This window comes from Microcystis sp. LSC13-02, assembly GCA_002282935.1.
Classification (GTDB): Bacteria; Cyanobacteriota; Cyanobacteriia; order Cyanobacteriales; family Microcystaceae; genus Microcystis.
Genome location: MTBT01000146.1, coordinates 1 through 12734, shown reverse-complemented (window position 1 = coordinate 12734; position 12734 = coordinate 1). Strand labels below are relative to the sequence as shown.

Sequence of the window (12734 nt, the reverse complement as noted above, 5' to 3'; positions counted from 1 at the left end):
ACATAATCGTGTAAGACCTAAGTAAGGGAAACCAGAAAGGGCTGTGATTAGCTCAAGAATCCTCACGCCTTTAGGCCCAGGAGTGTCAAAATAGAGACAAATCAGAGATCAATGGGGGTGAACGTCATGTTAGTGATTTTAACCGACGAACACATTGTCGATACGGGTTCTGTCTGTCAGGGCTGTCTTTTAGCCAACCAGCAGGGGCAACCTCGGTGGCGAGAGGGTAAACTAGGCTGTGGTCACTCCTTGGGCAAAGGAGAAAGCCAACAGCCCAATCTCTACGAGTGTCAGATGGGCTTTACAATTGCTAATATTGAAGGCTAATCAGACCTTTTAAATGCTCAACTTAGAGTTGAGTTAGGGGGATTTTCTTTGGACTCGGAGGAGAGAATCAAGGCTATTACTAATCCCCAATTCAGCTTAGATACAATGACAATAATGGCTGAGGGTTTCGTAGCATCGATCGTAGGCTTTTTGGGCTTGGGTTAAAACAGCGTCGGAAATTTCTATATCTAATTTTCTGGCTTGTTTAATAATTTTACCCGCTTTGATATTCTCGGAAGAATCTCCTATACCGCGGCTGCCAGTGGTTTTTAAAACTCGATATTCTTCAGAAAATCCCGTTTTAGTATCGAGATGACTCTGTAAACCATTAAAGACCAATTGACTTTGGTTTAATACCTGATCGTGGGTGATAAATAAACTCTTTTCTTTGCTGTTAATTAATTGAGCATAACTTTCTAAGGTGGCTAAACGACCAGTATAATAGCCTAGAGCGTGCTGCTCGTTTTGATGGGGTTTAATATCTAGAATACTAGCTAAAGTGCGCTTCGGTTCTCGTAGTAAAAATATGGTCTTAACTGGATCAGATTGCAAAAAACTATGATCTAAAAACTTCTGATCGTGAAGAACTTTATCTAAAATATATTTATGATTCATGTTTAAATCTTTCAAACGCCAGTAGAGTTGAAACATTAAAGTTTTAAAATCCTGTTCACTCTCATAAACCAGATGAGTTTCGCCAAAACCGATAATTTCAGGATTAGAATTGAGGATATGGGTCAATAAAGACGAACCCGATCGCATATGGCTAAGAATAAATAAAACCTGATAGGGTTGGGGACGAAAGAGAATTTTATAGGGGTCTTTGGGTGTATCAATGCGTATCTGAAAATACTTATAAGTTAAACGATGGGTTAAACCCTGCCAAGATTGGGGTAAGCGATCGAGGGCTATAGTCATAGGTTAATAAGGAATTGTGTCAACTTGTCGCTAAGATTCCCCTATAATGTATCCCATTTAAGACTCAAACAAAAGTGAGGTTTATACAAAATGGGATTGGCAAGTTGTTCGCTCTGGTTTTTTACGGCGCGAACCGATGTCTGGTTTATGATGAACACTATTCCCCATCTAGTCAAAATGAGTCAGTTTCCCTTCGAGGAAAAGGTACTCGCTATTGACACGGCCCCTTTAAGCGGGGAAAAAGTTAATCGCCCCGGACTGGGTACAATGGAGGAATTAAGAGCCTGTGGTGAAAAATTAGTTAAAGATGGCATAATCGATCGCCTAGTGGATTTTAACTACGATCCGGGCTATCGTCAGCGTATCTATCAAAAGCATTTCGGCAGTCCCCTCCGTTCCACCCATAACTACAAAGGTTATCCGATTTTCGGCTCGATCTTCAAAATCGAGCAATGTCGCAGTGATTATATGGTCCATTATGACAGTGACATGATGCTCTACCAAGAACCGGATTACAGTTGGATCCGCGAAGGGATCGAGTTAATGGAAACCCATCCAGAAATGATGTTTGTGCGTCCTTTGTCTGGTCCACCCCGGCCCGATGGTACGATTTATTCTCAGCATCCTTGCAGGAAAAATCCCGACGGATTCTATCAATTTAAATTTTTTGGTAGTCGTGCCTATCTACTTAATTGTCGTCGCTACGATCGCCTTTTACCGATCACCCCCCTCTGGCGCTCCTATAAAAATACCTTTCTCGATCATTTACCCGATGGTTTAAAAACTTGGGGCAATATTTTTACTGGCAAAGGAAAACTCGACTCTTGGGAAATTATGGTTTCTCGCTCCCTAGAACAAAGCAACTACTATCGCGCCACTCTCACCAATGCCAAGGGTTGGACTCTGCACCCCAACGAGCGCTCTCCTGCGTTTAGGCAAGCTTGGCCGACTATTATCAAGAAAATCGAAGCGGGTATTTACCCACCTGAACAAGCTGGTTACTATGACCTGATCCCCGAATTATGGTATCAAAAGAGCGTTATTTCTCTAGATTTGAGGTGATGTGGTACTTAGAGATTGCTGGTGAAGTGATATTTTTGTTTGAATTGGAGAAGATAGGAAGAAACAACCCAAAAGAAAACCCAACCACCGCGATAGGGAGATTGGGTTTTCTGGTTATCAATTGATTTTAAGGAGCTAAAGCGTTACCGCGCAGGAGAGAACCGATGGTTTTAGCAGTAATCTTCATCTGCACGAGAGGATTAGCGGGAACAACGGTTTTATAGAGATAACTGTCAAAAGTCATCTTCTGTACGTCCTTATCGGAACACATTTCCACAAAAGCTTCCCGGGTGGCATCGGTACGGTAGAAAACCCGTTGCAGGATATCTAACACCAGATAGGTCATACCGTATTTCTTGTCCCAACGCTTCAGGTAGAGTTTTAACTCGTCCTCTGTGGGAATACGTTGGCCGCCGTTAGTGACTTCGACAATGGTTTCGGCACACATCCGCGCCGATTTAGCGGCGAAATAGATGCCTTCTCCCGAAGACTTAGTAACTGTTCCGGCGGCATCGCCAACGAGGGCCACGCGACCGACTACACGACGAGGACGGGGATGTTCGGGGATGGGGTGAGCCTCCACGCGGATGATTTCGCCACCTTCGAGACGACGGGCCGCGCGAGCGCGAATACCGGCTTGTAGGTCTTTAATCATGGCTTTATTGACCTTCATTGTGCCAGTACCGACAGCGACGTGATCGTATTTGGGGAATACCCAAGCGTAGAAGTCGGGGGATACGTCTTTTCCTACATACATTTCGGCCAGGTCTTCGTAGTAGGCCATTTTATCTTGGGGGAGACGGATGCGTTCTTGGAAAGCGATCGCATAGTTGTAATCCCCAGCATCAATAGCTTTAGCAATGCGGGAATTAGCACCGTCCGCACCGATAACCACATCCACCTTCAGAGATTTCATTTCCCCTTGGGAATTGCCGTGGGAGTGATCGGCGTAGTGTAGGGTATAGGGATCGGTGCTATTGGTGGGAATGTCGAGACCGTAAACGGTTCCGTTGATTAAATGCGCTCCTAATTTATGGGCGCGTTCTCTCATAAAACCGTCGAGGACTTCCCGACGACACATTCCGATATATTCGTCTTGATTATCGAGATTAATATCGACTTCGACGTTAGAGGGGGAGATCATTTTCATTTTTCTCACCCGGCGATCGATAATTTCAGGAGGTAGGTCAAATTCGCTCACCATACAGAGAGGAATCGCTCCACCACAGGGTTTAGCATTATCTAATTTGCGTTCAAATAAATAGGTTTCAATGCCTGCTTTAGCTAATGTTTCTGCCGCCGAAGAACCGGCCGGCCCTGAACCCACAACAGCGACTCTTAACACTCAGGTTTTCTCCTACATACTTACGAGCGAGTACGCTTTGCAGTGTACCACAGGGGTTTAGCCGAAAGGAACAAGATGCTCCGATTCTGCCCGATCTTGCAACAGTGCTTAACATCCCCTGTTACAAAAGTTTATTTTATTGCCTGTAGATTTTTTTTGATCGATGTGTTGTATTGTGTTACACCGATAGAGAAAAAAAGTGCTAAACCCCTCTCCCAAACTGGGAAAAGGGGATATTTTCGAGGATTGTTAACCTCTTGCTTTTAACCAATCGCTAATAGCGGGGGGTAAATCCCGTTGCACTTTGCCACTGACATACATTCCGATATGTCCGACCGGGAAAGCACAAGCGGTATAGTCAGAAGTACCGATATAATTCCCTAAAGCGAGGGAAGAAGCGGGGGGTACAAGGTGATCTTTATCCGCATAAAGATTGAGAATTGGCATGGTCAGATTGTGTAAATCTACCCGTTTATCTCCTAACATCACTTCCCCTTTAATCAGTTTATTTTGCTGATAGAAATCCTTGAGAAACTGTCGATAGGATTCTCCCGCTTGGTCGGGACTATCAAAAATCCATTTTTCCATACGCAGAAAATTAACTAATTTTGATTCGTCTTCCATGATGTCAGGAAAATCAAGGTATTTCTGATAACCTAACTGCAAAGGTTTCAATTCTAGAAACTCTAAGTTGAGAAAATCTCCCGGAATATTGCCCATAGCATCTACCATTAAATCGATGTCTAATGCTTCGGAGCCTAAGGAACATCCCCCGCGCATATTTAAGAGGGTCTCGGTTTGATAAAAGTCCACCGGTGTCACCATTGTTACCAGATTTTTTATCTTATCGGGATAGAGGGAACTATAGCATAAACTAAAGGTTCCTCCCTGACAGATTCCTAACAGATTAATCTTGTCGAGATGGTGACTTTGACGAATAAAATCGACGCAATTATCGACATAATCATTGATATAATCATCAAGGGTTAACCAGCGATCGCTTCTCGTGGGATATCCCCAATCAATTAAGTAGATATCTAAGCCTAATTTCAGCAGATTTGCCACTAAAGAACGCCCCTCCTGTAAATCTACCATGTAGGGACGATTGACCAAAGCATAAACCATCAGCAAGGGAATCTCGAAGGGTTTTTCGACCACGGGTTTAAAGTGATAGAGAATGATTTTATCTTCCCGATAAACTGCTTCTTTTTCCGAGACTCCACACTGAATATCTTCTTCTTTAACTCGTTTGAGATTGTCTAAACCTTTGAGATTTTTCTGAGTTAATTCTAGATAATCTTGGGTAAAGTCTTCCAGTTTCACTTGCGTCAAAAATGGCCACATAATTTAATTCTCCTAGAGAAGTGGGGATTTTTCAGTGAGCAGTGAACAGTAAACAGTAATCAGTGAAAAAAAAGTTCCGAAGTTTTCACCTAACACTATATACTTAAAACTGCAATCCGATAACTGATAACTGATAGCTTACCTGATTGTCAAGTACAATTAACTAATTGTTACTTTCTACTGCTTTTTTTCTCCTAAAGTTTTTTTGAGACTTTTTACCTCTTTGCGTAATTCATAGATAGTCCGATGAATTTCATCGACTTCGCTGCGGGTAGGCAGATTCATTGATCGCAGGTAAATTTCCATTAAATCCTGCTGTTTGATGCGATAATCATTGAGGGAATTAATAAATTTTCCCCGTACTTTTAGGTTTTCTGGTTGACAAAAAGCCTTTTCAAAAATATCATCGGCGACTACACTCCACACATCTTGAAATTCTCGCCAATTCTTGACAGGTTGACCTTTTTGTGCTAGGAAAACTAATTTTTTAGTTAAAGCTTCAAAGGATTTAACTTGAATATCAGCCAGCACAATTTGATAGTTAATACTAGCTTGATAAAGAACCCGCCAAGTTTCAAAACTATCGAGTAATTTGCGGTTAAATTCTCGCGGCAATCCCAATAAAGGCATCTGTAACCATTGGCCAAAAGTTTCATCATAAAACTTGTGCCAGTAGATATTATTCAGTTCGATCAAAGAAGAACTATTACCTAACCAAGCTTTGGTTATTGTGTCATTTGACAGGACGAAAGGATCGAACCATAAATGATTGAGACTTTGCAATTGTTGTAGGTAAATTGTCCATAGTTGACTGACATCTTGACTACTTTTGGAAGTGGTGGCAGTAAAACTATTCAGTTGACCGCGCATCTGTTGGGTATAATTATTTAAAATTGTTTGCCAGTCTTCTCCTGTTTGCATTTTCGGGAAGATACTTTCCCAAGCTTCCACCGATAATTTTAGGAATTTGATCAATAAATCCCGATTATCAAAATAGCGCTGGGTTGCCTCTTGCAATTCTGGTTTAATATTGCCCATGGCAGGGGGTATTGCCCCCATCATATCAAACCAACTTGACCACATTTTTGTCCCGGTTTCTGTCCAAAGATTGACGTAATCGGCGGCCATCTCACTCCAAGCTTGTGTCGGTTTATCCATTATTTTTGCCCTTTTCCTTTAACGCTGATTTCGGTAGTTTAATAACCCATCCTACACCTGATAACTGATAACTGATAAGTCATATTTTTCCAGACTTGGCAATTTTTGCTAGTAATCTTAACGCTTCATTGACTGAGGCTGAATCTTGAAAAGTTTCCGCCACATCGGGATCGAGAATGATCACATTACTAGCCTGTCGATAAGCTTCATAATATTTGCCACGAATACCACTGGAAAAGTCATATTCAGTCCGCATCTCGTCATTAACCGTTTCTTCAGACTCCTGATTCATAATTTTTTCTCTCCTGTTTACTAGCTAAACGGGCGCTAATTAAGCGAATTTCATTTTCTCTTTCTGTATGGGATTTGACTAACAGCTTTTGTAATTTTGACTGTCCTATCGTCAGAAAACGAAACTCACCCACTGAATCAAGCAACTTAGCAGCGACAATAACAAACACATTTTCCATCTTTGAATTAGATAACTGATAACTTACCCACTGATAACTGATAACTGATAACTGATAACTGATTAAGTGTGATGGGCCCCATTAACTCTGAGGACTTCTCCAGAGACATAACTGCTGGCAATAGGAGAGAGTAAATAGGCAGTTGCCCAGGCGATATCTGCGGGTTCACCGAAGCGACGACAGGGAATTTCTGCGGTGATTTTATCGCGAACTTTCTCGGGAATCGCTAAAGTCATTTCCGTGTTAATAAACCCCGGCGCAATCGCATTGGCGCGAATATTATAACGGGCAGCTTCTCGCGCTAAGGATTTGACTAAACCGATAACTGCCGCTTTTGTGGCCGCGTAGTTAGTTTGGCCGGCATTACCGCGATCACCGGAAATAGAACTAATACAAACGATCGATCCCGCTTGTCGTTCATACATTCCCTCAATAAATGGCTTAATCGTGTGATTAACCCCTTTTAGGTTGACATTAATCACTAAATCCCAATCTAGCGGCGTTAATTTAGGGAAAAAGTTATCTCTGGTAATCCCCGCGTTAGCGACGATGCCATACACTGGTCCCAATTCCGCTTCAATTTGTTGAGCTGCCGCTTCCATCGATTCCAACTTAGTCACGTCGGCCACGATGCCTAACCCCTGGGGATTATCGGTGGCTAAATCCGTGTAAGCCACCTTGGCCCCCAAATCTATCAAAAGAGAGACAATAGCCGCCCCAATGCCTCGATTTCCGCCCGTAACGACGATAACTTTCTCCTCTAGTCCCAGAGATACCATAGCTTTTTCCTCCTAAACTCTTTCAATTGCGATCGCTGTTCCGCCACCGGTCCCATGACAGATGGCCCCCATACCGAGGGTTTTATCCTGTACTTTCAACGCATTAATTAACGTCACCAGAATTCGTGCGCCGGAAGCGCCGATAGGATGACCCAAGGCGATCGCACCACCGTGAACGTTTTGTTTTTCCCTAGCTAACCCCAGATCCATCTCAAAAAGCAGATTATTTAAGGCAAAAGCTTCGTTATTTTCCACTAAATCGAAATCTTCGATCGTTTTATCTAGGGATGCCAGTAATTTTTTCACCGCTAGGACGGGGAATTCTGGGAAGCGCTCGGTTTTTCCAGCACCCACAGCGCCGCCAAGTATTTTGGCAATTGGTTTTAAACCGTACTGATCCACCGCTTTTTTACTGGCTAAAAGGATAGCGGCGGCCCCATCGGAAATCTGACTACTATTCCCCGCGGTTAAAACTCCCGACGGATTAAAAGCCGGCCGCAGTTTTCCTAACCCTTCTGGGGTACTATCGGGACGAATACCCTCATCTTGATCAAGAATTGTGGAACCTTTCTTAGATTTAAGCTCGATCGGCACGATTTCACCCTTAAACCAGCCTTTTTCTGTGGCTGTGGCCGCTCTTTGGTGGGATAAGGCGGCAATTTCGTCTAATGCTTGCCGAGAAACCCCGCGATCGAGACAGAGGCGATCCACTTGGGAACCCATGCCCTCAGCCGTGGTAGCATCGGTTAAGCCATCGTGGAGTAATAAATCCGTTAATTGTTCTGGCGCACCCATGAGGAATTTATAACCCCACCGGGCCCGATGGGAGAGAAAAAAGCCGGTTTGGGACATGGATTCGATGCCACCAGCGAGGACGAGATCCGCTTCACCTGCGCGAATTGAGGTGGCAGCGTTACTAACGGCAATCATTCCCGAAGAACAAACCATATCCACCCGATATCCGTCCACGCTTACGGGAATTCCCGCTTTAATCGCCGCTTGCCGGGGAATTAACTGACCATGACCCGCTCCCAAAACATTGCCGAAAATGTACAAATCTAGGGCTTCTGGGGGCAAATTAGCGATTTCTATGGCGGATTTCATCACTGTTGCCCCTAAATCGGCTGGGGATAATCCCATCAATCCCCCACCAAAACGACCAATTGGAGTCCGGACTGCGGCCACGATATAAACTTCTTGCATAGACTTCTCTCTATTGGGAAGCGAAGATAATAGATAGAATTTGCTTAAGAATATCGAGTCCGAAAAAAGCAAAATCCCAATTTACTGTCATTGGTTAAAATTTTATGGCCTCGATGCCTTGAGTTTTTGTCTATCTACCCTCGATTTTGCAACAGAATTTCTGGGTAAGAAGATATATTCATTAGAATTTAACTTTTCTGGCAGCAATCCCGTTTTTTTATGGATTTAGTCAAGCGCTTAGTTTTTATCGGTGGGGGTCATAGTCATGCGATCGCCCTTCGTCTTTGGGGACAATCACCCCTAAAAAACGTTCAATTAACTTTAATTAGCGATGTCACCCATACCCCCTATTCGGGAATGTTACCCGGTCACATCGCCGGTTTTTATGATTTTGCTGAGACTCATATCGATTTACCTTCTCTAGCTAGGTATTCTCAAGCGCAATTCTGTTTAGACAAGGCTAATTTCATAGATACGGAAAAATGTCAAGTAATTTGTAATAATTATTCACCGATTCCCTTTGATTATCTCTCGATCGATATCGGCAGTATCCCGGCAGTAGATAATGTTATCGGTACTAAAGAGTACGCTATTCCCGCCAAACCAGTGCCGATTTTTCGGGAAGGATGGCAAGAAATACTCAAAAAAGCGGTTAGTAACCCTAATAATCCTCTCAATATCGTCATTGTGGGCGGTGGCGCGGGCGGGGTAGAATTAGCTTTAAATATGCAGTCCCGTTTGGCAAAAATTCTCAACTCTAGCAGTAATTTGAATTTATCTCTGATTCATCGAGGAAAAAAACTCCTACCAGCCCATAATAATTGGGTCGGTCAACGTTTAGAGAAGATTTTTAAACAAAGGGGAATTAGATTATATTTATCAACGGATGTAATAGAAGTAAGACCGGATCAAGTTATCTGTTCATCGGGGTTAGTTTTACCCATCGATTATACAATTTGGGTAACGACTGCCTCGGCCTCTAGTTGGATTAAAGAGTCGGGATTACTGACAGATGAAAAAGGGTTTATTTTAGTGAATAATTATCTGCAATCTCTGTCTCATCCCCATATTTTTGCCGTGGGAGATATTGCCACGATTCCAGATTATCCCCGTCCGAAAGCAGGAGTTTTTGCCGTCCGACAAGGAAAACCTTTATACGATAATTTACAAAGAATTCTGCAAAATCGGCCCTTAAAACCCTATTTTCCCCAGAAAAATTATCTGAGTTTAATCGGTACAGGAGACCAAAAAGCGATCGCATCTTGGGGCGGTTTCGCATGGCAATCACCGTTATTATGGTTATGGAAAGATCGGATCGATCGAGCTTTTATGAGACAATTTGATACGCTCTACGATACTTTACCAAAATCTCGATGATTACGAGTTAATAAAATCACTCCACAGGACAGTGCAATCGCTGATAAACAGCATCCGTGATACGTGCGAAATTTTCGCATTCGCTTGGGTTTGTAGAGTAGATTACAGTTCTGTTGGTTAAAAATACTCCATAAATATCCTTTAGTCTATTTTTGTGCGCTTGTTCTTTCAGATTCTGAATCTCTGCATCTTTTTGAGCAATCTCTTGTTGTTTGTCACGAGCTACTAACACCAGACCAATTAAAGGGATTAATGCACCTGCAACAAAAGTTAAAAAAGGTTTTGACCAATGATTATCCTCTTTAAGTTTTTCATATTCTAATATTATCTTGGCTTGTTCAGGATTGCCTACAGACAATTCTCTCAGATCTTCAAGTGATACACCTGCATGAGGTAACGCATTCTGATTGTTCCGATTTTGAAACCGTGCTTGCAAATTTTGAAGCCATGCTTGTAGAATTGTCATCTGCTTGTCCTCGTTTGAACGAATTAATATTGCTTGGCTTTACGCCGCTGTAACCAGCGTTTGAACGAAGTAGCACTTTCTGTAGATTGTTTGCCAAGCAACAATCCTTCAATACCGATATCCTCATCGAGTTCTGGCCAATACATACCATAACCTCCACCGCTAATTTGAACATTAACACGCTCAGCCGGACTGCCATGAGCCAGACGCGGATACCAACCAATCGGGACAGCAATGGTACGACCGTCTTCGAGGTCAACAGACAGGGTATCATCTGTCACCGTGACACTAACTATTTTAGGCAGGGCCAGTGTCACCACCGCAGAAATCATCCCATTCATGTCTCAATACCTCCAGATGTTCACGGATTATACGCTCAATGTCACGCAACTCTCTGCGATTATAACCGTGATTTGTTGCCAGTGTGACATCGGGATCTAGCCAGAATTTGGCGCTTCGGTTCTCTCGATCTACGTGTATATGTCGTGGTTCATGGCAATCATAGGAATAAAAGTAGAAGCGGTAAGGACCAGTCCGTAAGGCCGTCGGCATAGGTACAGATTGCCCCCAATCTTGACTTTATCTATTAGACATCTCCAAAAATTATAATCCAGTCACAGCTTGCTTTTAGTTTGTGTACTCACTAAATAGTTCGATAGCTGAAATGTATATCTATCGTTGCTAATTCAATTTCACTGAAAAAATATGAGGCAATTAAAATAATTTTTATTCGGGTAGATTCCTTAACTAGAAAGACTTTTGCTCTTGAGATAATATTAGGTCGAGGTCTATTCTTGACCAAAGATCAAACATAATTAGGGTTTGCTGAATAAATCTAAAAACCTTGTCGGATAACACTTTTGGACTTTTTTGACATCAAAAAGTGCCTGACCTTGGAGTGATCGGGGGGAAAATTCAGGCACTTTTTCCCTGAAAAATAGGTAATTGACCACCTGAAAATCGGTAAAACCCTACACCCTACACCCTACACCCTACACCCCGCCCTGAGGAAAAACTTTTTGCCGCAAACCCCAATTAATTCTTCATCAGTTGTGTAATAATCTGTGCTGACTTCCTTAAACTGTCTGACAGGCTTTTTTACTTTATAGGTTGGACTAATATATTCTTCGTAAGAATCAAAAATATTAATTGTGTTTCTGATTACTTTTTGCAGGGTATAATTAAAGGGTTTAAATATCTCTTGTATATCATTTTCATTAGTTTTTTGAGAATCATCTTTAAAAATTAAAATTGATAGATTAAACATTTGACTAGCATAGTCAGCTATTTTTCTTTAAAAATCACCATCTAATTGTTGTGCCTCATCAATAATAATTCTGACTTCTTCTAAATTTTCTTTATTTTCTAAAACTTTTTGTACTAAACTAAGTTCTTGAAACGTAAATATCTTTAAAAGATCATTGTTAATTTCAACATTAAGCGAAATTTCCTTAGAAATATCATATTTTGAATCCTGAGAATTAGTAATGAATAAAACCAATTTATAAAGTTGAATATCTGAAATAGCTTGTGAGATTGCGAGTTGAGTTTTTCCTGTTCCCGCATGTCCATCAATAAGGATTGGAGTTTTAACTTTATAAAAACCATCTAAAATTTCTTGTTGCTCTTTAGTCAGCTTAATTATAGTTTGTTCCTCATCTTCTAGTTTTGCACTTAGGGATTTTCTAAATTCTGATTTAGGGGTAATTAAAGTTTTAATTTCTTCTACTATCTTTTTGCCAAGAGGTTGATGATGATTATTATTATTGCTATAATGACTATATATTTCGTTGATTTTCTCACCTAGATTTTTCAGATCATCTCTAAATAAAGTAACTTTTTTTTCCATAAAGAGAGCTAAATTTCCCTCTAAAATATCAATATGAGGAAAACAAATTGCATATCCACAAGGTATCCAACGATTTTTCAAACTAGGTAGTTCACGTTTTAGTAATAACGGCAAATTCTTTGAGTTAGCTAATTGTTTTTTGTAGGGATTTTGATAATAAATATTATCTCCCGATTTCCACTTATCATGTTCCCCGTCGTAAGAAAATCGAGTTCCTCCCTTGACTTCAATAATCAATAGACCTTTCTGGGGATGAACTAACAAGAAATCCGTTTCTCTTTCAGTTCTAGCTCCATCTTTATTCTTAAAAATCCAGTATCTGTCTTGAAAAATGTAAAAATCATCGTGGTTCTTCGTTACTTGGTATGGTTCGATAGGGTGGCATAAATCGACTAAATCCTTATCTGGTAAGAGATTTAATTGATTAGTTCGCTCT

The 12734-nt window shown here is 41.4% G+C and carries 15 protein-coding genes and 1 pseudogene; 3 read left to right on the top strand and 13 right to left on the bottom strand.

The annotated features are described in order from the left end of the window. The first annotated feature begins 126 nt into the window (after positions 1-126). On the top strand, positions 127-327 hold the full coding sequence (locus BGL89_RS08880) for a hypothetical protein (RefSeq protein ID WP_286825399.1): 201 nt from the start codon (positions 127-129) through the stop codon (positions 325-327). A gap of 96 nt (positions 328-423) precedes the next feature. Here BGL89_RS08880 and BGL89_RS08875 read toward each other — a convergent pair whose 3' ends face one another. Then, positions 424-1245: a sulfotransferase family protein gene (locus BGL89_RS08875; protein WP_286825398.1), complete on the bottom strand. Its 822-nt coding sequence runs from the start codon at positions 1243-1245 to the stop codon at positions 424-426. 90 nt (positions 1246-1335) lie between these two features. Between BGL89_RS08875 and BGL89_RS08870 the strand changes: the two genes are divergently transcribed. Next, a complete protein-coding gene (locus BGL89_RS08870) occupies positions 1336-2307 on the top strand; it encodes a hypothetical protein (RefSeq protein ID WP_286825397.1) in 972 nt (323 codons plus the stop codon). A gap of 127 nt (positions 2308-2434) precedes the next feature. Here BGL89_RS08870 and chlP read toward each other — a convergent pair whose 3' ends face one another. The 7 genes and pseudogenes from chlP to phaA all read right to left on the bottom strand — a co-directional run bounded on the left by chlP (position 2435) and on the right by phaA (position 8606). Next, positions 2435-3652, bottom strand: coding sequence for a geranylgeranyl reductase (gene chlP, locus BGL89_RS08865; RefSeq protein ID WP_002735532.1), 1218 nt, complete (start codon positions 3650-3652; stop codon positions 2435-2437). Positions 3653-3901: 249 nt separating this feature from the next. Continuing rightward, positions 3902-4996 carry a class III poly(R)-hydroxyalkanoic acid synthase subunit PhaC gene (locus BGL89_RS08860; protein ID WP_286825396.1) on the bottom strand — a complete coding sequence of 365 codons (1095 nt, stop codon included), beginning with the start codon at positions 4994-4996 and terminating at the stop codon, positions 3902-3904. Positions 4997-5159: 163 nt separating this feature from the next. After that, a pseudogene (phaE, locus tag BGL89_RS08855) lies at positions 5160-6154 on the bottom strand (class III poly(R)-hydroxyalkanoic acid synthase subunit PhaE). A gap of 79 nt (positions 6155-6233) precedes the next feature. Continuing rightward, complete coding sequence (locus BGL89_RS08850; protein WP_286825395.1) at positions 6234-6446, bottom strand: hypothetical protein; 213 nt, start codon at positions 6444-6446, stop codon at positions 6234-6236. After that, the gene (locus BGL89_RS08845) at positions 6430-6624 is read right to left on the bottom strand and encodes a BrnT family toxin (RefSeq protein ID WP_286825394.1); all 195 of its coding nucleotides are present in this window, start codon (positions 6622-6624) and stop codon (positions 6430-6432) included. The genes BGL89_RS08850 and BGL89_RS08845 overlap by 17 nt, the downstream gene beginning before the upstream one ends. 62 nt (positions 6625-6686) lie before the next feature. Then, on the bottom strand, positions 6687-7403 hold the full coding sequence (gene phaB / locus BGL89_RS08840; protein ID WP_286825393.1) for an acetoacetyl-CoA reductase PhaB: 717 nt from the start codon (positions 7401-7403) through the stop codon (positions 6687-6689). 12 nt (positions 7404-7415) lie between these two features. Continuing rightward, positions 7416-8606, bottom strand: a complete 1191-nt coding sequence (gene phaA / locus BGL89_RS08835; protein ID WP_286825392.1) for an acetyl-CoA acetyltransferase PhaA — start codon at positions 8604-8606, stop codon at positions 7416-7418. Between the two features lie 219 nt (positions 8607-8825). Here phaA and BGL89_RS08830 point away from each other — a divergent pair, with 219 nt between their 5' ends. Further along, the gene (locus tag BGL89_RS08830) at positions 8826-9983 is read left to right on the top strand and encodes an FAD-dependent oxidoreductase (protein WP_286825391.1); all 1158 of its coding nucleotides are present in this window, start codon (positions 8826-8828) and stop codon (positions 9981-9983) included. Between the two features lie 16 nt (positions 9984-9999). Here the strand turns inward: BGL89_RS08830 and BGL89_RS08825 are convergent, their stop codons facing one another. The 5 genes from BGL89_RS08825 to BGL89_RS08805 all read right to left on the bottom strand — a co-directional run bounded on the left by BGL89_RS08825 (position 10000) and on the right by BGL89_RS08805 (position 12631). Then, entirely contained in the window at positions 10000-10449 is a 450-nt protein-coding gene (locus BGL89_RS08825; protein ID WP_286825390.1) for a hypothetical protein, read from the bottom strand. A 23-nt stretch (positions 10450-10472) separates the two neighbouring features. After that, the gene (locus BGL89_RS08820) at positions 10473-10790 is read right to left on the bottom strand and encodes a DUF2442 domain-containing protein (RefSeq protein WP_286825389.1); all 318 of its coding nucleotides are present in this window, start codon (positions 10788-10790) and stop codon (positions 10473-10475) included. After that, positions 10747-11001, bottom strand: a complete 255-nt coding sequence (locus BGL89_RS08815; RefSeq protein ID WP_286825388.1) for a DUF4160 domain-containing protein — start codon at positions 10999-11001, stop codon at positions 10747-10749. Before BGL89_RS08815 ends, BGL89_RS08820 begins: the two co-directional genes overlap by 44 nt. Positions 11002-11434: 433 nt before the next feature. Next, on the bottom strand, positions 11435-11716 hold the full coding sequence (locus BGL89_RS08810) for a hypothetical protein (protein WP_286825387.1): 282 nt from the start codon (positions 11714-11716) through the stop codon (positions 11435-11437). A 27-nt stretch (positions 11717-11743) separates the two neighbouring features. Further along, positions 11744-12631: a nuclease-related domain-containing protein gene (locus tag BGL89_RS08805; protein WP_502692609.1), complete on the bottom strand. Its 888-nt coding sequence runs from the start codon at positions 12629-12631 to the stop codon at positions 11744-11746. Between the last annotated feature and the right edge of the window lie 103 nt (positions 12632-12734).